21 protein-coding genes are annotated in these 23,444 nt (G+C 41.4%); 1 reads left to right on the forward strand and 20 read right to left on the reverse strand.

Annotation, left to right across the window (positions count from 1 at the left end):
- Positions 1-311 precede the first annotated feature (311 nt).
- From lepA to gyrA, 15 genes are all read right to left on the reverse strand, one after another.
- Positions 312-2,135, reverse strand: a complete 1,824-nt coding sequence (gene lepA / locus HT725_RS01340; protein ID WP_001047210.1) for a translation elongation factor 4 — start codon at positions 2,133-2,135, stop codon at positions 312-314.
- Between the two features lie 78 nt (positions 2,136-2,213).
- On the reverse strand, positions 2,214-2,942 hold the full coding sequence (locus HT725_RS01345; RefSeq protein ID WP_173252912.1) for a metallophosphoesterase family protein: 729 nt from the start codon (positions 2,940-2,942) through the stop codon (positions 2,214-2,216).
- A 1-nt stretch (position 2,943) separates the two neighbouring features.
- Positions 2,944-4,611 carry a DNA repair protein RecN gene (recN, locus tag HT725_RS01350; RefSeq protein WP_173218493.1) on the reverse strand — a complete coding sequence of 556 codons (1,668 nt, stop codon included), beginning with the start codon at positions 4,609-4,611 and terminating at the stop codon, positions 2,944-2,946.
- Between the two features lie 6 nt (positions 4,612-4,617).
- Positions 4,618-5,049 carry an arginine repressor gene (locus HT725_RS01355; protein ID WP_001034401.1) on the reverse strand — a complete coding sequence of 144 codons (432 nt, stop codon included), beginning with the start codon at positions 5,047-5,049 and terminating at the stop codon, positions 4,618-4,620.
- Positions 5,042-5,857: a TlyA family RNA methyltransferase gene (locus HT725_RS01360; RefSeq protein ID WP_173218492.1), complete on the reverse strand. Its 816-nt coding sequence runs from the start codon at positions 5,855-5,857 to the stop codon at positions 5,042-5,044. The genes HT725_RS01355 and HT725_RS01360 overlap by 8 nt, the downstream gene beginning before the upstream one ends.
- A complete protein-coding gene (locus HT725_RS01365; protein ID WP_173218491.1) occupies positions 5,850-6,725 on the reverse strand; it encodes a polyprenyl synthetase family protein in 876 nt (291 codons plus the stop codon). Before HT725_RS01365 ends, HT725_RS01360 begins: the two co-directional genes overlap by 8 nt.
- Positions 6,722-6,934: an exodeoxyribonuclease VII small subunit gene (locus HT725_RS01370; protein WP_000043226.1), complete on the reverse strand. Its 213-nt coding sequence runs from the start codon at positions 6,932-6,934 to the stop codon at positions 6,722-6,724. Before HT725_RS01370 ends, HT725_RS01365 begins: the two co-directional genes overlap by 4 nt.
- Positions 6,912-8,252 (reverse strand): exodeoxyribonuclease VII large subunit, encoded by a 1,341-nt coding sequence (gene xseA / locus HT725_RS01375; RefSeq protein WP_173252914.1) that lies wholly within the window; start codon positions 8,250-8,252, stop codon positions 6,912-6,914. Before xseA ends, HT725_RS01370 begins: the two co-directional genes overlap by 23 nt.
- A 127-nt stretch (positions 8,253-8,379) precedes the next feature.
- Positions 8,380-9,018 (reverse strand): uridine kinase, encoded by a 639-nt coding sequence (gene udk / locus HT725_RS01380; protein ID WP_045591120.1) that lies wholly within the window; start codon positions 9,016-9,018, stop codon positions 8,380-8,382.
- A 109-nt stretch (positions 9,019-9,127) separates the two neighbouring features.
- Positions 9,128-10,006 carry a tRNA pseudouridine(55) synthase TruB gene (gene truB / locus HT725_RS01385; RefSeq protein ID WP_173252915.1) on the reverse strand — a complete coding sequence of 293 codons (879 nt, stop codon included), beginning with the start codon at positions 10,004-10,006 and terminating at the stop codon, positions 9,128-9,130.
- Positions 10,007-10,017: 11 nt separating this feature from the next.
- Positions 10,018-11,292, reverse strand: coding sequence for a DUF2130 domain-containing protein (locus tag HT725_RS01390; RefSeq protein ID WP_173252917.1), 1,275 nt, complete (start codon positions 11,290-11,292; stop codon positions 10,018-10,020).
- Between the two features lie 95 nt (positions 11,293-11,387).
- Positions 11,388-12,668: an O-acetylhomoserine aminocarboxypropyltransferase/cysteine synthase family protein gene (locus HT725_RS01395; RefSeq protein WP_173252969.1), complete on the reverse strand. Its 1,281-nt coding sequence runs from the start codon at positions 12,666-12,668 to the stop codon at positions 11,388-11,390.
- 147 nt (positions 12,669-12,815) lie between these two features.
- Entirely contained in the window at positions 12,816-13,613 is a 798-nt protein-coding gene (locus HT725_RS01400; protein WP_020900680.1) for a formate/nitrite transporter family protein, read from the reverse strand.
- A 137-nt stretch (positions 13,614-13,750) separates the two neighbouring features.
- Positions 13,751-14,494 (reverse strand): sortase SrtA, encoded by a 744-nt coding sequence (gene srtA, locus HT725_RS01405; protein ID WP_164226230.1) that lies wholly within the window; start codon positions 14,492-14,494, stop codon positions 13,751-13,753.
- Positions 14,494-16,962 carry a DNA gyrase subunit A gene (gyrA, locus tag HT725_RS01410; RefSeq protein WP_164226229.1) on the reverse strand — a complete coding sequence of 823 codons (2,469 nt, stop codon included), beginning with the start codon at positions 16,960-16,962 and terminating at the stop codon, positions 14,494-14,496. Before gyrA ends, srtA begins: the two co-directional genes overlap by 1 nt.
- Positions 16,963-17,155: 193 nt before the next feature.
- On the opposite strand from gyrA, the gene HT725_RS01415 reads away from it, so the two are divergent.
- Positions 17,156-18,142 carry an L-lactate dehydrogenase gene (locus tag HT725_RS01415; protein ID WP_000204726.1) on the forward strand — a complete coding sequence of 329 codons (987 nt, stop codon included), beginning with the start codon at positions 17,156-17,158 and terminating at the stop codon, positions 18,140-18,142.
- Positions 18,143-18,402: 260 nt separating this feature from the next.
- Here HT725_RS01415 and HT725_RS01420 read toward each other — a convergent pair whose 3' ends face one another.
- The 5 genes from HT725_RS01420 to mutY all read right to left on the reverse strand — a co-directional run bounded on the left by HT725_RS01420 (position 18,403) and on the right by mutY (position 23,350).
- Positions 18,403-19,176 (reverse strand): ion channel, encoded by a 774-nt coding sequence (locus HT725_RS01420; protein WP_164226228.1) that lies wholly within the window; start codon positions 19,174-19,176, stop codon positions 18,403-18,405.
- An 85-nt stretch (positions 19,177-19,261) separates the two neighbouring features.
- Positions 19,262-20,071 (reverse strand): MBL fold metallo-hydrolase, encoded by an 810-nt coding sequence (locus tag HT725_RS01425; protein WP_054384038.1) that lies wholly within the window; start codon positions 20,069-20,071, stop codon positions 19,262-19,264.
- A gap of 1 nt (position 20,072) precedes the next feature.
- Positions 20,073-21,422: a cell wall metabolism sensor histidine kinase VicK gene (gene vicK / locus HT725_RS01430; RefSeq protein WP_173218476.1), complete on the reverse strand. Its 1,350-nt coding sequence runs from the start codon at positions 21,420-21,422 to the stop codon at positions 20,073-20,075.
- On the reverse strand, positions 21,415-22,119 hold the full coding sequence (yycF, locus tag HT725_RS01435) for a response regulator YycF (RefSeq protein ID WP_050223087.1): 705 nt from the start codon (positions 22,117-22,119) through the stop codon (positions 21,415-21,417). Before yycF ends, vicK begins: the two co-directional genes overlap by 8 nt.
- A 61-nt stretch (positions 22,120-22,180) precedes the next feature.
- A complete protein-coding gene (mutY, locus tag HT725_RS01440; protein ID WP_173218474.1) occupies positions 22,181-23,350 on the reverse strand; it encodes an A/G-specific adenine glycosylase in 1,170 nt (389 codons plus the stop codon).
- Positions 23,351-23,444: the final 94 nt, after the last annotated feature.

Genomic DNA, 23,444 nt, shown 5'->3' on the forward strand with positions numbered 1-23,444 from the left:
TCGTTGTCAATAGTTTTCTGTTGATTTTTGTCTCTTTTTTTATATTTTTGTTGCGTTTATAGTTTGTTATATAAAAATAAACACACAAACAAATACTCCAAGCATTTTTTCTGTTCTAATACTAGAGCAAACTAGGAAGCTAGNNATAAGACTGACGAAGTCAGTGATCATATCTACGGCAAGGAGACGCTGATGTGGTTTGAAGAGATTTTCGAAGAGTATGAAAACTAAAAAAGCAGACCATCTAAGCCTGCTTTACTATTGATTCTTATATAAATTTCCTATGAACAAGGAAAGGCATTTCTGATAACTTATTCTTCATCCATACTCAAGACGCTGAGGAAGGCTTCTTGCGGAACTTCTACTGATCCGATAGCTTTCATACGTTTCTTACCAGCTTTTTGTTTTTCAAGGAGTTTACGTTTACGAGAAACGTCACCACCATAACATTTAGCAAGTACGTTCTTACGAAGGGCCTTGATATCAGTACGAGCGACAATCTTGTGTCCAATAGCCGCTTGGATTGGAACTTCAAATTGTTGGCGAGGGATGATTTTCTTGAGTTTATCAACGATGAGTTTCCCACGTTCGTAGGCAAAGTCCTTGTGAACGATAAAGCTGAGGGCATCCACCTTGTCTCCATTGAGAAGGATATCCATTTTCACCAGCTTAGATGGGCGATATTCTGACAATTCGTAGTCAAAACTTGCATAACCACGTGTCGAAGACTTAAGCTTATCAAAGAAGTCAAAGACGATTTCAGCAAGTGGAATTTGATAGATGACATTAACACGGTTATCATCGATATAATCCATAGTCACAAAGTCCCCACGCTTACGCTGAGCCAATTCCATTACTGCTCCGACGAACTCCTGTGGTACCATGATTTGCGCCTTAACATAAGGTTCCTCAATGGTCGCAATCTTAGTTGGGTCTGGAAACTCAGATGGGTTAGACACATCCATAGACTCACCGTCGGTCAAATTAACTTTGTAAATAACAGACGGAGCTGTCATGATGAGGTCAATATTGAACTCACGCTCTAAACGTTCCTGGATAACATCCATATGGAGAAGTCCAAGGAAACCACAACGGAAACCAAATCCAAGTGCCTGAGATGTTTCTGGTTCAAATTGGAGACTAGCATCATTCAGTTGCAATTTTTCAAGAGCTTCACGTAGGTCATTATACTTGTTTGACTCAATTGGGTAGAGACCTGCAAAAACCATAGGATTCATCTGCTTGTAACCATGTAATGGCTCTGTCGCAGGATTGGTTGCCAAGGTAACGGTATCACCCACACGAGTGTCTTGAACCGTCTTGATAGAAGCCGCAATGTAACCAACGTCCCCAGTCGCAAGAAAATCACGACCAACTGCTTTGGGTGTAAAAATACCGACTTCGGTCACATCAAAGGTCTTGCCATTGCTCATGAGCTGAATCTTATCCCCAGGTTTAACAACCCCATCCATGACACGCACTTGGAGGATAACCCCACGGTAAGCATCGTAAACAGAATCGAAAATCAAGGCCTTAAGTGGCGCCGTCACATCACCCGTTGGTGCTGGAACTTTTTCTACGATTTGCTCGAGGATTTCTTCAATACCGATTCCAGCCTTAGCAGAAGCCAATACTGCTTCACTAGCATCCAAACCAATGACATCTTCAATCTCCGTACGCACGCGCTCTGGATCTGCTGCTGGTAGGTCAATTTTGTTAATGACTGGCATGATTTCCAAATCATTGTCCAAGGCTAGATACACGTTGGCAAGGGTTTGAGCCTCAATCCCTTGGGCAGCATCAACCACCAAAATCGCTCCCTCACAGGCAGCTAGCGAACGTGAAACTTCATAGGTGAAGTCTACGTGCCCCGGCGTGTCAATCAAGTGGAAAATATAAGTTTCCCCATCTTTAGCAGTATAATTCAGCTCGATGGCATTCAACTTAATGGTAATCCCACGTTCTCGCTCTAAATCCATACTATCCAAAAGCTGTGCTTGCATTTCACGGCTTGAAACGGTCTCTGTCTTTTCCAAAATGCGGTCTGCTAGAGTTGATTTCCCGTGGTCAATATGAGCGATAATAGAGAAGTTACGGATCTTCTCCTGTCGTTTTTTCAATTCTTCTAAGTTCATGATTCTCTTCCTTTCAGGGTATCTATTTATTATAAATTGTTTTTGATATTTTGACAAGACCATACCCTGCTAGGAGTACTAATCTTCAGCGACAAAGCCGTCATTTTCGATAAAGTGGTGTTCTGTCATTCCTTGATCTGTAAAGACAATCCCATGAAGGACACCACCATAAACAGCTCCTCCATCCATTCCAATCTTGCCATCTTCTGTAGTCCAAAGCTCAGCAGTACCACGCTCTTGCTTTAACAAACCATAGACCGGTGTATGGCCAAAGACAATGATTTTTCCAGTATGATTTTCTGCTTCGTGGAATGGTTTTCTAAGCCAGACTTTTTTATAATCTGTGGTTTCATGCCAGTCATCCAAGGTCAAATCAATACCTGCATGAACAAAGATATACTTGTCTGTCTCTACCACAAATGGCATTTGACGAATAAATTCGACTAAATCTGCCGCTTCAGTAGCAACTCGCTTGGCATCCTCAACTCCATCAACTGGTGCATTCAAGGGACGACCTAGGATAGAGTTAATGGTTGTATCTCCACCATTGCGACGATAGTGGTCATAGCTTTCTTCTGGGTCATCGAGCCAAGTCAAAAACATATACTCATGATTTCCAGACAAACAGATTGCCCCTTGATTATCGACCAAGTCCTTAACCATCTCTAGGACACGGCGACTATCTTCACCACGGTCAATCAAGTCCCCTAGAAAGAGCAACTGGGTCTGACCATCCCATGTTTTGAGAAGGTTTTCCAGCATCCCAGCTTTTCCGTGAACATCTCCAATTACATAATAGTCTGTCATCTTATTTCTCCCTGTTTCTCAACAATTCTCTAGCTTGCGTCAGGGCTGCTTCCGTCACATCATCACCTGCCAACATCTTGGCAACTTCCTCCACTCGCTCTTCAACCGTCAAGAGACGAACAGTCGAAACTGTTGAATGGTCATTACTAATCTTCTCAATAAAGAATTGATAATCCGCAATCGCAATCACTTGTGGCAAATGGGAAATAGCCAGAACCTGACCATGCTGGCCAATTTTATGAATCTTCTGTGCAATTGCCTGAGCTACACGACCTGAAACTCCCGTATCAACCTCATCAAATACAATACTAGTCTTACCTTCTTTACGTGAAAAGGCAGACTTAATGGCTAACATGAGACGAGATAATTCCCCACCGGACGCAACCTTAACCAAGGGTTTAAAGTCTTCGCCAGGATTGGTTGAAATGTAAAACTCGACCATTTCATTTCCCTCACGACTGAATTTTCCCTTGCTAAAACGAACCTGAAACTGGGCTTTTTCCATATAAAGGTCTTGAAGCTCTTGTTTAATCTCAGCTTCGAGCTGCTGGGCCAAGTCATGACGAGCAGAGGCAAGCTGACCTGCCAAATCGACAAGATTGACTTCTAACTTCTTAAGCTCTGCTTCCATGTCCTCAGATGAAAGGTTATTTCCTGTCAAGAGATTGTATTCTTCCGTAATCTTGGCAAAATAAAGCAAGACATCGTCTACAGTCCCACCATATTTACGCGTAATGGTATGAAGGAGGTCCAAACGATTCTCAACCTGCATGAGACGATTGCCGTCAAAATCAAGATCCTCAATGATAGCTTCCAAACGTTTGCTAATATCTTCTAAGACATAGTAGGTCTCAGACAGAGAGCTTGAAATTTCACGGTATTCAGGGTCATACTCTTCGACACTTTCCATGTCATTCATGGCTGAACGAACATTGGCTAGACTCGAAAAGTCTTCATTGTCCAACATACTGTAGGCATTGGTCAGCGTATCCGCGATATTTTTATGGTTGAGAAGCTTCTCTCGCTCTTGGTTGAGAGCTAGGTCTTCTCCAGCCTGCAAGTTTGCTGCCTCAATCTCTGCCATTTGAAATTCCAACATTTCGATACGTGCCTTGTGTTCCTGTTGGTTTTTCTTAACTTCCAGAACCTGCTTGCGCATTTTTCGATAGGCATCAAAACTCGTTTGATAGGTTTCTTTCAAGTCCCAAAAAGCTGCATCGCCAAATTCATCCAACATTTGGATGTGCAGTTGAGGACGCATTAACTCTTCTTGGTCATGCTGACCATGAATGTCCACAAGATGTTGCCCAATAGCACGCAAAACAGACAGATTAACCATCTGGCCATTGACACGACTAATACTACGACCATTTTGCAGAATTTCTCGACGGATGATAATTTCATCACCCATTTCCAAACCTTGCTCATCAAAAATTTCCTGTAAAAGGCGACTATTCTCAACTGAAAAAAGCCCCTCAATCTCTGCCTTTGGCTCCCCATGACGAATAACATCTGTCGTCGCACGAGCTCCCAACATCATATTCATGGCATCAATGATAATCGACTTCCCTGCACCCGTTTCACCAGTCAGAACAGTCATTCCCTTTTCAAAATTGAGGGAAATAGCCTCAATAATGGCAAAGTTTTTTATCGAAATTTCAAGTAACATATAGACCTACCAATTTTTTACTTGTTCAAAGATTTCCTCAGCTAGACTTTCACTTCTGGCAATGACTAAAATCGAGCTATCATCAGCCAAACAGCTGAAAATCTTGTCCGCAAAAGTCTCGGTTAACTGAGCTTTTACAAAAGCCGTATTTCCTGGAATAACCTGGAGATTGATCATCTTATCCATCAATTCTGCCGATTCGATATTGTCTTCAGCTAGTTGCAAACTTTTTACGATTGATTTTGGCAATTCGTAGACATAGGTGTTGTCTCTCAAAGGAATTTTGACAATACCTAGCTCTTTGATATCTCGGGATACAGTTGCCTGAGTGGCAGTGATACCTGCTTCTTTCAAATGTTCTACGATTTCTTCTTGTGTACCGATTTGATAATCTGTCACAAATCGTCTAATTTTTTCAAGTCTCTCTTTTTTATTCATTTTTAAATTGACTATGCGCCCTCTCTACTACTTCTTCAATCTCAGCAAGAACTTGATTACTTGCTGACTCTTCTTTTTTCAAATACGCTAAAAACTCAATATTTCCATGACCGCCTTGGATGGGAGAAAAGTCCAAACCAAGAACTGAAAAACCTTCCTCTACTGCCATAGCTGTGACAGATTCAAGGACATTCTGATGGACCTTGGCATCACGAATGATTCCATTTTTTCCAATCTGCTCACGTCCTGCCTCAAACTGAGGCTTAACCAGAGCCACAACCTGACCTTGATCTGCCAAGACACGGTGCAAGGCCGGAAGAATCAGACTGAGGGAAATGAAACTCACATCAATACTGGCAAAGCTCGGTTCCTTTTCGAAATCAGTCTTTTCAGCATAGCGGAAATTAAACTGCTCCATGCTGACCACTCGTGGGTCTTGGCGTAATTTCCAAGCCAACTGATTGGTACCGACATCGACTGCATAAACTAACTCAGCACCATTTTGCAGCATAACATCGGTAAAGCCACCAGTAGAGGCCCCGATATCAATCGTGGTCGCACCATCCACTGACAAATCAAAGACCTGCAAGGCCTTTTCCAGTTTCAAGCCACCACGGCTAACATACTTGAGTTTCTCCCCCTTGAGTTTTAGTTCGGTGTCATCTGGGATTTTCTCTCCTGGCTTGTCAAACCGTTCTCCATTGAGGACTGCTACGACTAGACCAGCCATGACACCGCGCTTGGCCTGCTCTCGCGTTTCAAACAAGCCCTGTTTATAAGCTAGTACATCCACTCTTTCCTTAGCCATTGATTCTCAAACTTTCTACTACTTTTACAATCGATTCTGTTTCAAAGGGAATCTGCTGGGCAATTTCTTCTAAATTGGCATTAGCTTGATCCAGGGTTTGGTTACAAAAGGCAATGGCCTCTTCCAAGCCCAACAAGGCTGGATAGGTTGACTTTTCTGCCTGCAAATCCTTTTGAGGTGTCTTGCCGATTTCCTCAAAACTAGCAGTCACATCCAGTACGTCATCTCGAACTTGAAAAGCAAGTCCAATCAATTCACCAACAGTTTTCAGTTTTGCCTGCATCTCAGGTGCCAATTCCGCAATGATAGCAGCTGCTTGGAAGGGATAGGCTAGTAATTTCCCAGTCTTATTGGCATGAATGGTCTGAAGTTCTTCCAAGGACAAGTGCTGGTGTTCCCCCTCCATGTCCAAAACCTGGCCTGCCACCATGCCTAAACTACCTGAAGCAAGGGATAAGTTGGCAATCAAGTCTACCTTTATCTGACTTGGCAAATCTGCCTGCGCTATCAAGGCGTAAGGATCTAGGAATAAAGCATCTCCTGACAATATTGCCATAGCTTCACCGAATTTCTTGTGATTGGTTAATCGTCCCCGACGGTAATCATCATCATCCATAGCAGGAAGGTCATCGTGAATCAAACTCCCTGTATGAATCATCTCCAAGGCCGCAGCCACCTGTGCATGTGCTGGTTTAATAGCCACCTGCAAGGCTTCCAGAACTTCTAACAAGAGAAAGGGTCGAATACGCTTGCCACCAGCATGAATGGAATAGAGAACAGACTCTCGCAAACTAAAGGCAAACTGCTGATCTCCATAAAAATCTTCCAGGACTGACTCGACAAGAGCTAATTTTTCTTGCTTTTTCATTCAAAATCACTTTCTGTTCCGTCTTCTTGCATAACCTTGACCAAAGTCTTTTCAGCCTTGTCTAGCGTAGCTTGGAGCTCTTTTGACAAGACCATGCCCTTTTGAAAGGCAGCAATCGCATCTTCCAGAGCAATCTCACCATTTTCCAAACTTTGGACAATGGTCTCCAGTTCTGCTAGATTTTCCTCAAATTTCTTTTGTTTTGACATCTTTAACCTCTAATTCTACTTGACCATCTCGCATCAAAAGCGTCACTTGGTCTTTTTTCTTCAAACTCTCAACCGAATCTACAACGGACTCTTCTTTTTTGACAATAGCATAACCTCGCGCCACAATTCGGCTCGTATCCAACATCAGTAAGGCTTCTGATAATCTCTTGACCTCAGCAACCCTGGCATCATAAACCAGCGCCATTTGGCTACGTAAGAGCTTGTCCAACTGGCCTAGACGGTCTTGATAACGTTGGATTTTGGTAACAGGTGATAATTGTACCAGTCGATGCGTCCTTGCTTGGACTAATTGCTTGTTATCAGAAATCCGTGTACGTAAACTTTGTTTTAAGCGCAGTTGCAGTTGATCCAAGCGTTGCAAATAGCCATCATACAAACGCTCTGGCTGTCTAAAGATAACAGACTGACTGCATTTTTTCAAAGATTCTTGTTTCTTCGATAGGACATTTCGGACTGCAGTCGCCATCCGTTTTTCTTGATTTTGTAAATGAGCTAATAGATCCAACTTGGTCACAGGTGTTGCCAGTTCAGCCGCTGCCGTTGGCGTCGCAGCCCGTCTATCTGCAACAAAATCTGCCAAGGTCACATCCGTCTCATGTCCCACACTAGAGATAACTGGCAAACGAGATTCAAAAATAGCCCGCACCACAATCTCTTCGTTAAAGGCCCAGAGATCCTCGATAGAACCCCCTCCACGACCAATAATCAGCAAGTCCAAATCGTCTCGTTGATTGGCACGCGCAATATTCCGTGCTATTTCCTCCGCAGAACCTTCACCTTGAACCTTAGTCGGATAGAGAAGGATATCAACACCTGGAAAGCGCCTGCTGACGGTCGTGATAATATCTCGAATAACGGCTCCACTGCGACTGGTCACTACACCAATTCTCTTAGAAAATTGAGGCAGAGGTTGCTTGAAGCGTTCTTGAAACAGGCTTTCTTCTGTCAATTTTTTCTTGAGTTGTTCAAACTGAATCGCAAGCGCCCCAACCCCATCAGGCTCTGCCTTTTCAATGATGATGGAGTAGCTACCACTTGGTTCATAGACCTGTACACGCCCAATCACATTGATTTTCATCCCCTCTTCCAGGTCGAACCCTAATTTCTGATAAATCCCAGACCAGATGGTCGCTTGAATAACTGCATGGTCATCTTTTAGGGAGAAATATTGGTGAGTAGGTCGTTTACGAAAGTTGGAAACTTGACCAGTTAAATAGACCCGTTCCAAGTATGGGTCTTTATCGAATTTCATTTTCAGATACTTGGTCAAAGTTGTTACCGATAAATACTTTTCCATCTCCACCTACTATTCATTTTCTTGCTCTTTCATAGGTATTATTATACCAAAAATATGCCTAAAAATCTTCATTTATGTACCATTATGAGGGAAAAATAGAAAAAGGAGGCAAGGCCTCCACATCTGTTTATTTACTATTTCTAGCTTCTTCCAAAATCTTGGAAATTTTGGTTGTCAAAAGATCGATAGCCACTGTATTGCTGACCCCTTCAGGAATGACAATATCAGCATAACGCTTGGTTGGCTCGATAAACTGGTGGTACATTGGTTTAACCACACCTAGATACTGGTCAATAACGCTATCAAGACTACGGCCACGTTCTTCCATATCGCGCTTGATACGACGAATAATGCGCACATCATCATCCGTATCCACAAAAATCTTGATATCCATCAAATCGCGCAGACGCTTGTCCTCCAAGACCAAAATCCCCTCAACGATAAAGACATCTTGAGGCTCTTGACGATAGGTTTTGCTGCTTCGTGTATGCTCTGTATAGTCATAAGTCGGAATGTCCACCGGACGCCCTGCCAACAATTCCTTAATCTGCTCGATCATCAAGTCTGTATCAAAGGCAAAAGGATGGTCATAGTTAGTTTTGACACGCTCTTCAAAGGTCAAATGAGACTGATCCTTGTAGTATGAATCATGTTCAATCATGGAAATCTTTTCATCAGGGAAGTGCGATAAAATGGCTCTTGAAACACTGGTCTTACCACCACCAGAACCACCTGTCACTCCGATAATGATTGGTCTATTTTGCATGCTATCCTCCGTTTTTTTATCCGTCGTCTATTCTATCACATTTTTTGCAAAATTTATAGTCTGATTTGGATAGTCAAGGGGAAACAACACTCCCTACACCTCAGTTAGACTAGCTAAAAACCTTCCTTGGCTTGTAGAGATTGTCCCGTTTTTCTAGAATGGCTAGCAATTTATCTCCTTCAAAAGCAGCCAATTCTTGTTCTGTTTGTTCGAGCTCTATAAAACGACCAAAGCGTACTTCTGCAGCCTGCTCTGGACTTAGGAAAACTTTGACAAGGTCTCCTGTCCCAATCTCTAGAGGATGAAGAAAGTCCAATTGGCCAGCCCCCACTTTGACAGCAATTTCTTCCAAGGTAAGAGCATCTTCTAGTTGCAAACCAGCTGCACTAGTTCGAGTCAGATGTGACATATGGGCCGCATAACCAAGCTTCTCTCCCAAGTCAACTGACAAGGTACGGATATAAGTCCCCTTACTACATTTCACACGAAAAGTAAAGCGTGCAAGATAACCCTCATAAGAAATCGGACTTGTTCGATCAAATTGATAAATGGTCACCTGACGTTCTGGACGCTCCACTTCCTGACCAGCACGCGCATACTCATAAAGCTTACGACCATTAACCTTGACAGCCGAATACATAGGCGGAATCTGAATAATAGATCCTGTCAGACTGGCGATTGCTTCATCAACAAGCCTTTCATCCAAGTGCGATAAAACAGGTGTCTCTGCGACCACTTCACCACTGGTATCCTCAGTCGTTGTTGAATAACCAAGAGTGATTTCACCCTCATAGACCTTGCCCTCATCCTGCATAAACTCGACCATTCGTGTCGCCTTGCCAACCGCAATCGGTAAAACACCTACCACATCCGGATCCAAGGTTCCACCATGACCAATTTTCTTTGTTCCCAAAATCTTGCGCAGTTTAAAAACCGCATCATGCGAGGTCATCCCCGCTTCTTTTTTTAAGTTGATAATACCGTTCATATCTTGTTTCCTCACTCCCCCTTCAGTGCTTCAAATTTCGCTTTCATGGTTGGATTTTTCCGGGTCAATTTTTTAACAGAAACATCTTCCAATTTATTGTTCGCTAGACGGAGTTGGTTTTCGGATGTGGTTAGGAATTTCTTGACCTCTTCCATGCGTTTGATGGCCTTGTCAATTTCATCGATAGCTTTACCAAAGTTGGTCGAAGCTGAATTATAGTTCTTAGCAAAGGCCTGTTTAAAGGCATCCAAGTCTTCTTCAAAATGCGTAATGTCAATATTTTGCTCGCGAACCAAGGCCAACTCCTGCTTGTATTTTAGGGAATTAAGCGCCGCATTTCGCAAAAGCCCAATCAACTGAATAAAGAATTGAGGACGAACCACATACATCTTTTCATACTCATGGCTAACGTCAACAATCCCTGTGTTAAAGTAGTCATTATCGGCCTCAAGCATGGTCACCAAAACGGCATACTCACAGTTCTTCTCCCGACGATCCTTGTCCAATTCCTTATAAAAATCTGCATTCTTGTGCTTCTTCTCTGTTCCGTCAGCTTCATTCTTCATCTCAAACATGATGGAAATGATTTCAACCCCATTTTCGTCACATTCACGGAAGATAAAGTCTCCCTTAGACCCACGCGCTGAAACCTTGTTATCCTTTTCAAAGTAAGCATTTGGAAAGGCAAAACTGCGGACCTTGTTAAACTCACTCTCTGCATAGTGTTCCAGACTTTCCCCGATAGCTTTTGTAGATTGTTGGGCTTTGAAATTCTTATAAAATTCGACTTGTTCACTAGCTGCCTTGAGTTGAGCTTCGTAGTTTTGCTTAACTGAAGCAAGAGAGAGTTCGTTTTCTTTTTCTTGCAAGAGAAGCTGATTTTTAACCTGGTCTCGTTCTTTTTCTAGGTCAGAGAGGGTCTTCTGTAGTTGATTTTCATGTTCCAAACGCAAGGTGGCCAATTGGTTTTCCAAGGCCTGTACTTCCTTGTCCTTGGCCAAGAGAGCCTGATGGCTTGTTTGTTCAACTTCTTTCTTGGCCAATTCTTTTTCTGTATCAAAGTTTTGTATTTGACTCTGCAATTGAGCAATTTCTTGGTCTTTTTGAGCCAGTTTAGTCTGTTGTTCATTCATGGCCTTTTGCTCAGCCAAGGCCAGTTCCTGCCTCATCCTATCGTGTAGTTCCTTATCAAACTCTGCCGTTCTCACTTGGGACAAGAGTTCGGCATACTGACTCTCATTTACTGTAAAGACTTCCCCACAGTTGGGGCATTTGATTTCGTTCATATCGTTCCTCTTTCTAGGCTTCTTTAACCATTATATCATGCCTAAGGGAAAATCAAAAACAGTGAGTCGAAACCCACTGTTTATCTTCTTTTTCTTTAAATTTTTTCCAAGGCCAAGCGCAAGTCTCCAATCAAATCATCTACATTTTCAAGTCCGATAGACAAACGGATTTGGTTTGGTGTGACACCTGCTGCTTCTAGGTCTTTTTCTGACAATTGACCGTGAGTGGTTGTAGCTGGATGAACAACAAGCGATTTAGCATCTGCCACATTTGCAAGATCAGAGAAGATTTCTAAATGATCAATTACCTTGCGTGCTTCTGCCTCTCCACCTTTGACATGGAAGGTAAAGATTGAACCGACACCTTTTGGCAAGTATTTTTCAGCCAAAGCATGGTAAGGACTATCAGCAAGTTTTGGATAGTTGACTTTTTCTACCTTAGGATGGTTGATAAGGAAATCAACAATTTTCTCTGCATTTTGCACATGGCGTTCCACACGAAGTGAAAGGGTTTCAAGTCCTTGAAGCAAGAGAAAGGCATTAAATGGCGACAAGGCTGCACCTGTATCACGAAGCAATTGAACACGGACAGCGATAATAAAGGCTGCTGCACCGACATCACGAGTATAGCTCAAATTGTGGTAGCTTGGATCTTCCTCAACAAATTGAGGGAATTTTCCTGAAGCCGCCCAGTCAAAACGCCCGCTATCGACAATCACTCCACCAATAGTCGTACCATGCCCACCGATAAACTTAGTCGCCGAATGAATGGCAATATCTACACCGTGAGAGAAGACGTTAATCAAATATGGTGTAGCAAAAGTGTTGTCCGAAACGAGTGGAATCTGGTGTCTATGCGCAATCTCAGCCAATTTTTCCAAGTCAGGAATGTTAATCAAAGGATTACCCAAGGTTTCAATCAAGACAAGCTTGGTATTGTCTTTGATCGCTGCTTCTACCTCCTCCAAATTATCCACATCGACAAAGGTTGTTGTGATACCATAACGAGGAAGGGTTTCCTTCAAGAGATTGAAGGTTCCACCGTAAATAGTTGAGGCTGCAACTACATGGTCACCAGCATGGGCAAGTGCCAAAATCGTATAAGTCACTGCTGCCATACCTGATGCTGTTGCAAGAGCTCCGACACCACCTTCGAGAGCTGCAATTCTTTCTTCAAAAGCAGCCGTTGTAGGATTTGTAATACGAGTATAGATATTACCTGGTTTTCTCAAGGCAAACAAATCGGCACCTTCCTGCGTGTCATCAAAAACAAAGGATGTTGTTTGATAAATCGGCACTGCACGAGACTTGGTAGCTGGATCAACTACTTGCCCAGCATGCAATTGTAAGGTTTCAAATTTAAAATCACGAGTCATAAGGCGACCTCCATATAGTTTCATTAAGGATATTGTAGCACTATCGACCTATCTTGACTAATACCTCTTTTTTATATTTTGATATAATAAATAACTATTACCTTATTTTAAAAATGAAAAAAGCACGACTCAATCGCGCTCATTTTCTTAATCTACATAAGTATCTTCATTTTTATTGAGGAAGGCATATGGAAGACCCATCAAGAGGCCTCCTCCGATAAAGTTTCCGATGAAGGTTACACCCCAGTGGCGAAGCATATTTCCAACACCGAAGTTAGCAATTGAGTCAGCAGCAACACTGAATTTTACAATCGCGAAAGAAGCAAAGTTCGCAGCAATGTGCTCGTTTGTTAAGAATACAAACATGTAAATCGCTGATAAAACAAGCCAAAGTTTGGCACCACCATCTTTGACCAAAACAAATGAAAGAATCGCAATATTAACGAAAATATTTGCCAAAATCGCCTCAAGTAAGACTAATTCATTTGAGCGGCCTAACTTCATCTCAACAACCCCTGAGATGAAACTATCATGAGTCAGATGTGCATAGGCTGCTGAGTGGGCAAAGCCCCAACCTGCTATCAAAGCCCCGATAAGGTTGAACAAGGTACAGTAAAGTAAAATCTCAGCTGTTTTTCTCCAAGAGATTTTTTTCAAGAAACTACCTGCAGTCAAGAACATCATGTTTGATGTTACCAACTCGGCATTCAAGAAAACAATGTAGGCCAAGCCCCAAGCAAAGACAAATGGGAAGAGGAAACGTCCACTACCTGGTGCAATTTTATTAATCAAGTCAGCCCCAACTGCACCAGCAGCTGTACTGAAAGTTAAGAATGCACCTGCAAACATAGAACGAATCGCATACTTAAATTTGCTTTGACTATAAAGACTTTCCTTCTTCTTGCAAGCAAATTCAATCTTTGAGATAAATTCTGAAGAAACCATAATAAACTCCTAAATCTTTTTTCTTGATAATTATATCACAAACTTTAGATTTTAGGAAGCGTTTTCTGGATTTCATAAAAGTTTTTTTATGAAAATCTTAAAAAAATCAGTGAAATCCATGATTTCACTGATTTGTACTAATAAAATTGTTTATATGGTTGATTGAAAGCTGTTAGGATTTCATCAGATGTTTGTGAATAATCTTTTGTTTCTTTCAAATCACCTTTTACAATAATACGTTCTGTAGCAGCAAGGTCTTCACAGGTTACTAATGTGATTTCATTGACCCCATCTCTATCATCAACTTCATCAACACGATCCGGTGTCACACGTTTGACTTCACGGATTTCATAGGTATAAACTTTATTTTTATCAGTTAGATAAATCTTCATACCATTTTTAGCGTTATCCAAAGGAGAAAATAACATTTTATTAGCATTATCAACACCAAAGATATGATGACTAGCTAGACTATAATTTCCTTCTCCCATTACTTGCTCGCGTTTCATTGTACCAGCACCGTAGAAGAGATTAACATTATCAAGTCCTTTAAAAATCGGCAAATTCATTTCCAATTCAGGAATTGCAATTCCCCCAATAACTGGTAATTTTTGAGCGTCCCATTGAGAAGCTAGAACAGCTTCCGAAGAGATCGCTTTGACCGAATCAAAATCAAAATTTCCTTCTGTATCCTGATTTTCTTCTATTTTTTCTTTTGATACCTGACTAACTTGATACTTATTGGTATTCCAGACCATGAAAATATTTCGAATTTGCGCATTAAAAATCAAAACCAGTGACAGTACTATCAGAAATCCTGCTAGGATATTTGTCAGCAGATTTTTTCGTTTGTTTTTCTTTTTATTATTTTTTTGAGACATTATGCTTCACCTTCTGTTTCATTTTCTGTCCCAACTTCTTCTTTTTCTGCCGCTGCAACCGTTGTGAAGGTCACTATCTGAGCATCTTGATCCAGGCGCATTACTTTAACTCCCATAGTTGCGCGTCCTGTTTGTGAAATATTGGCAAGATTGGTTCGAATCATGACACCTGTATCAGTGATAATCATCAAATCCTCATCCCCTTGAACAGTCATAAGACCGGCCAGCAAGCCATTTTTTTCGGTAATTTTAGCTGTCTGCATTCCCTTACCACCACGACCTTTTGTTGGGTATTCAGTAGCAGCTGTACGCTTACCATATCCTTTTTCAGTAATGATAAGAACCTCATCTTGATCAGTAATTACGCTCGCTCCGACTACTGTATCTCCATCACGGAGATTAACACCTTTCACACCAGTGGCGATACGGCTCATACCACGAACGGCTGATTGATTAAAGCGAACTGCATAACCAAACTTGGTACCAATGATAATATCCGTATCTTCTTCCGTCAACAAGACATTGATTAACTCATCTTCATCCTTGAGGTTCAAAGCCTTGAGACCATTCTGGCGAATGTTAGCAAATTCCTTAACACTGGTTCTCTTCACAATACCGTGACGGGTTGTAAAGAAGAGATAAGCATCATCACTGCGATCAGACTCAACATTGATAACCGTCTGAATACTTTCGTCTTCATCCAATTTCAAGAGATTGACTACTGGTAGCCCTTTGGCAGTCCGACCATACTCAGGAATTTCATAACCTTTAAGACGATAGACACGTCCCTTGTTTGTGAAGAAGAGCAGATGATCATGGGTGCTAGTTGACACTAACTCACGAACAAAGTCATCATCTTTCACTCCCGTTCCTTGGACACCACGACCCCCACGTTTTTGAGCAGTGAACTCATCCTGATCCAAACGCTTAATGTAGCCTCTGTTAGAAAGGGTAATCAAGACATCCGATTCTTCAATCAAATCTTCATCTTCAAGACTCAAGACTTCACCGACCATCAACTCTGTACGGCGTTTATCGGAAAATTTACGTTTAACTTCATCCAATTCGTCTTTGATAATTTGAGAAACACGTTCAGGCTTAGCAAGAATATCCGCCAAATCCGCAATCAGAGCCAAGAGGTCATCATACTCAGACTGGATCTTATCACGTTCCAAACCTGTCAAACGACGAAGACGCATGTCCAGGATGGCCTGACTTTGACGTTCAGAAAGCTTAAATTTACTCATCAACTCAGCTTGTGCTTCTGCGTCTGTTTCACTAGCACGGATGATACGAATCACTTCATCGATATGGTCTAGCGCAATCAAGAGACCTTCTAAGATATGAGCGCGTGCTTCCGCTTTTTCCTTATCAAAACGTGTCCGACGAACAACTACTTCTTTTTGGTGCTCGATATAAGCATCCAAAATCTGACGAAGGGATAAAATCTTCGGTACACCATTTTGGATAGCAAGCATATTGAAACCAAAGTTGGTTTGCATTTGGGTCATCTTGAAGAGGTTATTAAGGATAACATTGGCTGAGGCATCGCGCTTGACTTCAATAACAAATCGAACACCTTCACGGTTTGACTCATCACGTACTGCTGTAATCCCCTCAATGCGTTTTTCCTGAACCAAGCGAACAATATGCTCATGCACCTTGGTTTTGTTGACCATATAAGGAAATTCTGTTACAACAATTCGCTCACGGCCAGTCTTAGTTTCTTCGATTTCAGTACGAGAACGAAGAACAATAGAACCTTTACCTGTTTCATAAGCCTTATGAATGCCTGATTTCCCCATGACAAGGGCACCTGTTGGAAAATCTGGACCAGGCAAGACTTCCATCAAGTCCTTGGTAGTCACTTCAGGATTGTCCATGACGAGCTTGACTGCATCAATGGTCTCACCCAGGTTATGAGGTGGAATATTGGTTGCCATACCAACAGCGATACCAGTTGCTCCATTGACCAAAAGGTTTGGAAAACGAGCTGGCAAAACCAAGGGTTCCCGTTCATTGGCATCATAGTTATCGACGAAATCAACCGTATTCTTATTGATATCTCGAAGCATTTCTAGAGCAATCTTGCTCATACGTGCCTCAGTGTAACGCTGGGCGGCAGCACCATCTCCATCCATGGAACCAAAGTTTCCATGCCCATCTACAAGCATGTAACGGTAGCTCCACCATTGAGCCATACGGACCATGGCTTCATAAATAGAGGAATCCCCGTGTGGGTGATATTTACCCATGACATCCCCTGTAATACGAGCAGATTTTTTATGAGGTTTGTCTGGAGTAACACCCAATTCATTCATTCCGTAGAGAATGCGACGGTGAACAGGTTTCAAGCCATCTCGAACATCAGGAAGAGCCCGGGCTACGATAACACTCATGGCGTAATCGATAAAGCTCGTCTTCATCTCCTTTGTCAGATTGACATTCACTAAATTTTTATCCTGCATTAATAAATGCCTCATTTCACAATTAGTAAGTAACAACATTATACCATAAATTCCCATCTATTTCAGCCTCTAAACCACTAAAACGTTTACATCGAGAACTATAAGGCATATTCGTGACAAAGTTTTTTAAAAGTGATAGAATGAAGTTGTCTGGGGAAAATCCCCTAATAAAATTAAGGAGATGTTTAGAACAATGACTTCAACTAAACAACACAAAAAAGTTATCCTTGTCGGTGATGGTGCTGTAGGTTCATCTTACGCTTTTGCACTGGTTAACCAAGGAATTGCACAAGAGCTTGGAATTATCGAAATTCCACAATTGCATGAAAAAGCTGTTGGTGACGCGCTTGACCTTAGTCACGCCCTTGCCTTCACTTCACCTAAAAAAATCTATGCAGCTCAATACTCTGACTGTGCAGACGCTGACCTTGTTGTAATCACTGCAGGTGCTCCTCAAAAACCAGGTGAAACTCGTCTTGACCTTGTAGGTAAAAACCTTGCTATCAACAAATCAATCGTAACTCAAGTTGTTGAATCAGGTTTCAAAGGTATCTTCCTTGTTGCTGCTAACCCAGTTGACGTTTTGACTTACTCAACTTGGAAATTCTCTGGTTTCCCTAAAGAACGCGTTATCGGTTCAGGTACTTCACTTGACTCAGCTCGTTTCCGTCAAGCACTTGCTGAAAAATTGGATGTGGATGCTCGTTCAGTGCACGCCTACATCATGGGTGAACACGGTGACTCTGAGTTCGCTGTTTGGTCACACGCAAACATCGCTGGTGTAAACCTTGAAGAATTCCTTAAAGACACTCAAAATGTTCAAGAAGCTGAATTGATTGAATTGTTCGAAGGTGTTCGTGATGCAGCCTACACAATCATCAACAAAAAAGGTGCAACATACTACGGTATTGCAGTAGCACTTGCTCGTATCACTAAAGCAATCCTTGACGATGAAAACGCAGTACTTCCACTTTCAGTATTCCAAGAAGGTCAATACGGAGTTGAGAATGTCTTTATCGGTCAACCAGCTGTTGTTGGTGCACATGGTATCGTTCGTCCAGTAAATATTCCATTGAACGACGCAGAAACTCAAAAAATGCAAGCATCTGCTAAAGAATTGCAAGCTATCATTGACGAAGCATGGAAAAACCCAGAATTCCAAGCAGCTTCAAAAAACTAATTTAACTATAGACAACTCCTTGAATCATCAGGGAGTTGTTTTTTATCTATATTATAGTAGATTGAAGTTGAAATAGCACCCCATTACTCTAAAACGTTGTTATAAAATGCTTTAAATTCCTAATTGATTTGTTCAGATTTTATTTCATTTCTCTATAAAACGCATAGTATCAAGTTTTTATACCTGATAATATGCGTTCTATTGTGTCAAAACTTACTTGATTTCTCCTCAACTCAAACTTTGTCTCATCTTTATTTTTATTATGTTTTTTCAAGCAAATCTTGTATCATCCGATGCAGTTCTTCGATTTTCTCAGATTGCTTCTCTAGTAATATTCTCTGACTAGATAATTCATCTTGAAGTTTATCAAGTTTTATCTGTTCATCTGGATTATCCTTTACAAAAAAGTTCGTCAAAGCACTTGTTAGCATCCCTATTGTTCCAATACCGACAAGCATCAGTAAAACTGCTAGCCATTTCCCAAAAAGGGAAACTGGAACAATATCACCATAACCAACAGTAGTTACTGTCACAAGAGCCCACCAAAGACTATCTGAGAAGGATTTTTCTTCAACTACAGATAAAATTGAACTTCCTACTAGAACGATAAAAATATTAACATATAAGATATAAATCAGGCCATTTGTTCGTAAGAATCTACTAATTTTTCTTTCTAATTTACCTGTAAGTCCAATTATTCTAAGTAAACGAGTCAGTTTCAGTAATTTTGTCAGCCTTGCTAAGCGGAAGATACGCCCTAATCGCAATACTGTAAAAATAGCATTTAAAGGAAGGATAGCTAACAAGTCAAAGATATTTTCAAGTATAAACCTCCATTTTGCTTTACTTGAAAAGAACCGCCAACCATAATCTACCACAAACACAAACCAAAGTAGCAAGTCAATAATACTGTATGGAGGACTGTCTAAATCAATCATCTCAGCAAATCCAAGTAATACCAGAATAACAGAGATTAAAGCAAGTAAAATAATTGTTGTGTCATAATAATCCTTAAATAACCATTTTCTTTTCACACTACTTCTCCTATATCATTTGTAAACATTATACCACACCAAATCTCTACCAGATATATAAAAAAGAAGGCCCTCGCCTTCTTTTTTATATATCTGTCAATGGTGTTGCGGTATCTGGTGAGGTATCATAAACCTTAAAGTCTACTCCGACTCCCAGATCAGCTTGCGCTAGCTGATTGACCATGGTCATATGAGCCAACTCCTTGATATTGTTCTCCTTGGATAAATGCCCAAGGTAGATTTTCTTAGTGCGGTTTCCCAAGGTACGAATCATAGCTTCAGCACCGTCTTCGTTAGAAAGGTGACCGAGGTCAGATAGGATTCGTTGTTTGAGTCGCCAAGCGTAAGAACCTGCTCGCAAAATCTCTACATCATGGTTGGACTCGATAAGATAGCCATCCGCATTTTCGACAATTCCCGCCATACGGTCACTAACATACCCTGTATCTGTCAAAAGGACAAAACTTTTATCATCTTTCATAAAGCGATAGAACTGAGGTGCGACTGCATCATGGCTTACGCCAAAACTCTCGATGTCGATATCTCCAAAGGTTTTGGTTTTACCCATTTCAAAAATATGCTTTTGCGAAGAGTCTACCTTGCCAAGATACTTGCTGTTTTCCATAGCTTGCCAGGTCTTTTCATTGGCATACAAATCCATACCATACTTGCGAGCTAACACACCCACTCCATGGATATGATCTGAATGCTCATGGGTAATCAAGATGGCATCCAGGTCTTCTGGTTTGCGGTTAATTTCAGCAAGTAGGCTAGTAATTTTCTTACCAGACAAGCCAGCATCCACTAAAAGCTTCTTTTTTGGTGTTTCCAGATAAAAGGAATTTCCACTGGAACCCGACGCTAAAATACTATATTTAAAGCCTATTTCACTCATTCTAGTCTTCTACTTCGTCCTCCCATACTTCTTCTTTCACTGCATCCTTATCATAAGGGAGCACAATGGTAAAGGTTGAACCCTTACCGTATTCACTCTTGGCCCAAATAAAGCCATTATGTTGTTTGATAATTTCTTTGGCAATAGACAGTCCCAGACCTGTTCCACCTTGGGCACGACTTCTAGCACGATCCACACGATAGAAACGGTCAAAGATACGTGGTAAATCCTGCTTAGGAATCCCCAAACCGTGGTCAGAAATGGATAAAATCATCTGGTCTTCAGTTGTCTTCATTCTGACAGTGATTTTACCCCCATCTGGCGAATACTTAATAGCATTATTTAAAATATTATCAATCACCTGTGTCATCTTGTCTGTATCAATTTCCATCCAGATAGAATTGATAGGATAATCTCTCACCAGCTCATATTTCTTTTCTTTTTCCTGTCCTTTCATCTTGTCAAAACGATTGAGGATAAAGGTAATAAAGGCAGTGAAGTTTATCAATTCTACATCTAGGTGACTGGTCGCATTATCAATCCGTGAGAGATGGAGGAGATCCGTCACCATGCGCATCATACGGTTGGTTTCGTCCAGAGACACCTTGATGAAGTCTGGTGCTACAGTTTCACACAAAGCTCCCTCATCCAAGGCTTCAAGATAAGATTTCACGCTGGTTAAAGGAGTCCGTAACTCATGACTAACGTTGGAAACGAAGAGTCTCCGTTCGCGCTCTTCCTTCTCCTGCTCCGTCGTATCATGCAAAACAGCCACCAAACCTGAAATAAAGCCAGACTCTCGACGAATCAAGGCAAAGCGAACTCGAAGGCTCAGATATTCCCCATTGATGTCTTGGGAATCTAGCAACAATTCTGGACTTTGGGTAATCAAATCACGCAATTCATAGTCTTCTTCTATCTTGAGCAATTCCAAAATGCTTCTATTCAGAACATCTTCTTTAACCAGCCCCAGTTGCTTCTTGGCTGTATCGTTAATCATGATAATCTGCCCCCGACGATTGGTCGCAAGAACCCCATCTGTCATATAAAACAGGATACTATTTAGTCTCTTACTCTCTTGTTCTAGATTTTCCTGAGTGAGACGAATAACCTCCGACAAGTCATTCAAATTATTGGTAATATTGGTGATTTCAGACCCACCTTGCATATCAAGAACCTTGGAATAATCTCCTGCAATCAAATCTTTAACCTTTTGATTGATTTGCTTCAATCGCATATTATCACGTCTATTCTCTAGTAATAGAAGGGTCACAACAAGGATGAAACCTAACAAAATCAGGATAAAGATAAAATCTCTGGTAAAAATCGTTTGTTTCAGTAAATCAAGCATTATTTCTCATGTAATACCCTACACCACGGCGCGTCAAGATATACTCTGGTCGGCTGGGTGTATCTTCAATCTTCTCACGCAGACGTCGTACAGTCACATCAACCGTACGGACATCACCAAAATAGTCATAACCCCAGACAGTCTCAAGCAAGTGTTCGCGCGTAATGACTTGACCTGTATGCGATGCCAAATGATACAAAAGCTCAAACTCACGATGGGTTAAGTCTAGTTCTTCGCCATATTTTTTAGCCACGTAGGCGTCTGGAACAATTTCTAAATCCCCAATTTGGATAGGTTGAGGTTTACTTTCTGCTTCCTGCCCATCTACTGGCATAGGTTGAGAACGACGCAGCAAAGCTTTAACACGCGCCTGCAACTCACGATTGGAGAAGGGTTTTGTCACATAGTCATCTGCTCCAAGCTCTAAACCGATAACCTTATCAAATTCACTGTCTTTAGCCGACAGCATGATAATAGGTACACTACTTGTCTTGCGAATGGTCTTAGCAACTTCTAAACCATCAATTTCCGGAAGCATCAAATCCAGAATAATAATATCTGGTTGCTCTGCTTCAAATTGCTCTAGCGCTTCACGACCGTTAAAAGCAGTTACAACTTCGTAACCTTCCTTGGTCATATTAAACTTGATAATATCCGAGATTGGTTTCTCATCATCTACAATTAGTATTTTTTTCATATGTTCACCTTTTTCTCTACTATTATACCAAAAAAATAGCAAGAAGACACGATAGCTAGTCTTAGCTACTGTCTAAGTTGGCTTTTGCATAAGCCTGCCAGATTTTTTGTTGGGGTTTGGCAAGTGGGTAATCCTTGAACTCTTCTGGTGAAAGCCAGCGAACTTCCCTATCTGAAAAATCATGGAAGTCACTCACTTGACCTGCTACAATTTGAACATGCCATTTACGATGACTAAAGACATGCTTGACAGTCTCAAAATAAACATCAAGCCAAGCAACATCTAGGTCATAGTCCTGCTGGAAACTCTCTTCTGGACTTGGGCCAAAGTTCACGCTTTCTTCTGCAACCTGATGAAAGAGGTCAAACTGCTCTTCTTGCGAAAAGTCATCTACTTCTATCAAGGGGAAATGCCAAAAACCTGCCAATAGCTTTTCACTTTCATTTTTTTCAAGTAAAAATTGTCCTTGAGAATTTTTCACAACTAAGGCTTTAAGATAAATAGGAACTGGCTTTTTCTTGGGAGCCTTGATTGGATAACGGTCCATTGTGCCATTCTGATATGCCGCACTAAAGTCCTTAACTGGACTTTCTTCTGGTCTGGGATTTACAGGCGCCTCAATATCAGATCCCAAGTCCATCAAAGCTTGATTAAAGTCACCCGGACGATCCGGATCAATCAAGATTTCCATCATTGCCTGAAAAATTTTGCGATTACTTGGAATTCCAATATCGTGATTGACTTCAAACAGACGTGCCAAAACCCGCATGACATTACCATCGACCGCTGGCTCAGGCAAATTAAAAGCGATACTGGAAATGGCTCCTGCAGTATAAGGTCCAATTCCTTTCAATCTGGAAATTCCTTCATAGGTGTTTGGAAATTGGCCACCAAAGTCAGTCATAATCTGCTGGGCTGCAGCCTGCATATTACGAACTCGAGAATAATAACCCAAGCCTTCCCAAGCCTTCAACAAACGCTCTTCAGGCGCATTCGCCAAACTTTCCACTGTCGGAAACCAGTCCAAGAAACGTTCGTAGTAAGGGATAACTGTATCCACCCTAGTCTGCTGGAGCATAATTTCAGAGACCCAGATGTGATAAGGATTTTTACTTCTACGCCACGGTAAATCTCTTTTGTTTTCATCATACCAAGTGAGGAGTTTCTGACGAAAAGAAACAATCTTCTCCTCCGGCCACATGACGATACCGTATTCTTTCAAATCTAACATATCTCTAGTATAACACAGAAGACTCTAACTGTCCTTTTCCTAGTATTAAAAAGCCTCTTCCCAAGGGAAAGAGGACTGATACTCAATGAAAATC

The sequence above is a fragment of the Streptococcus sp. 2579 genome, from assembly GCF_013277195.1.
Lineage (GTDB): Bacteria > Bacillota > Bacilli > Lactobacillales > Streptococcaceae > Streptococcus.

Excerpts from the sequence above, each read along its gene's own strand:
- lepA (WP_001047210.1), bottom strand. The coding sequence starts at position 2,135 with ATGAACTTAGAAGAATTGAAAAAACGACAGGAGAAGATCCGTAACTTC.
- HT725_RS01345 (WP_173252912.1), bottom strand. The coding sequence starts at position 2,942 with ATGACAGACTATTATGTAATTGGAGATGTTCACGGAAAAGCTGGGATG.
- recN (WP_173218493.1), bottom strand. The coding sequence starts at position 4,611 with ATGTTACTTGAAATTTCGATAAAAAACTTTGCCATTATTGAGGCTATT.
- HT725_RS01355 (WP_001034401.1), bottom strand. The coding sequence starts at position 5,049 with ATGAATAAAAAAGAGAGACTTGAAAAAATTAGACGATTTGTGACAGAT.
- HT725_RS01360 (WP_173218492.1), bottom strand. The coding sequence starts at position 5,857 with ATGGCTAAGGAAAGAGTGGATGTACTAGCTTATAAACAGGGCTTGTTT.
- HT725_RS01365 (WP_173218491.1), bottom strand. The coding sequence starts at position 6,725 with ATGAAAAAGCAAGAAAAATTAGCTCTTGTCGAGTCAGTCCTGGAAGAT.
- HT725_RS01370 (WP_000043226.1), bottom strand. The coding sequence starts at position 6,934 with ATGTCAAAACAAAAGAAATTTGAGGAAAATCTAGCAGAACTGGAGACC.
- xseA (WP_173252914.1), bottom strand. The coding sequence starts at position 8,252 with ATGGAAAAGTATTTATCGGTAACAACTTTGACCAAGTATCTGAAAATG.
- udk (WP_045591120.1), bottom strand. The coding sequence starts at position 9,018 with ATGCAAAATAGACCAATCATTATCGGAGTGACAGGTGGTTCTGGTGGT.
- truB (WP_173252915.1), bottom strand. The coding sequence starts at position 10,006 with ATGAACGGTATTATCAACTTAAAAAAAGAAGCGGGGATGACCTCGCAT.
- HT725_RS01390 (WP_173252917.1), bottom strand. The coding sequence starts at position 11,292 with ATGAACGAAATCAAATGCCCCAACTGTGGGGAAGTCTTTACAGTAAAT.
- HT725_RS01395 (WP_173252969.1), bottom strand. The coding sequence starts at position 12,668 with ATGACTCGTGATTTTAAATTTGAAACCTTACAATTGCATGCTGGGCAA.
- HT725_RS01400 (WP_020900680.1), bottom strand. The coding sequence starts at position 13,613 with ATGGTTTCTTCAGAATTTATCTCAAAGATTGAATTTGCTTGCAAGAAG.
- srtA (WP_164226230.1), bottom strand. The coding sequence starts at position 14,494 with ATGTCTCAAAAAAATAATAAAAAGAAAAACAAACGAAAAAATCTGCTG.
- gyrA (WP_164226229.1), bottom strand. The coding sequence starts at position 16,962 with ATGCAGGATAAAAATTTAGTGAATGTCAATCTGACAAAGGAGATGAAG.
- HT725_RS01415 (WP_000204726.1), top strand. The coding sequence starts at position 17,156 with ATGACTTCAACTAAACAACACAAAAAAGTTATCCTTGTCGGTGATGGT.
- HT725_RS01425 (WP_054384038.1), bottom strand. The coding sequence starts at position 20,071 with ATGAGTGAAATAGGCTTTAAATATAGTATTTTAGCGTCGGGTTCCAGT.
- vicK (WP_173218476.1), bottom strand. The coding sequence starts at position 21,422 with ATGCTTGATTTACTGAAACAAACGATTTTTACCAGAGATTTTATCTTT.
- yycF (WP_050223087.1), bottom strand. The coding sequence starts at position 22,119 with ATGAAAAAAATACTAATTGTAGATGATGAGAAACCAATCTCGGATATT.
- mutY (WP_173218474.1), bottom strand. The coding sequence starts at position 23,350 with ATGTTAGATTTGAAAGAATACGGTATCGTCATGTGGCCGGAGGAGAAG.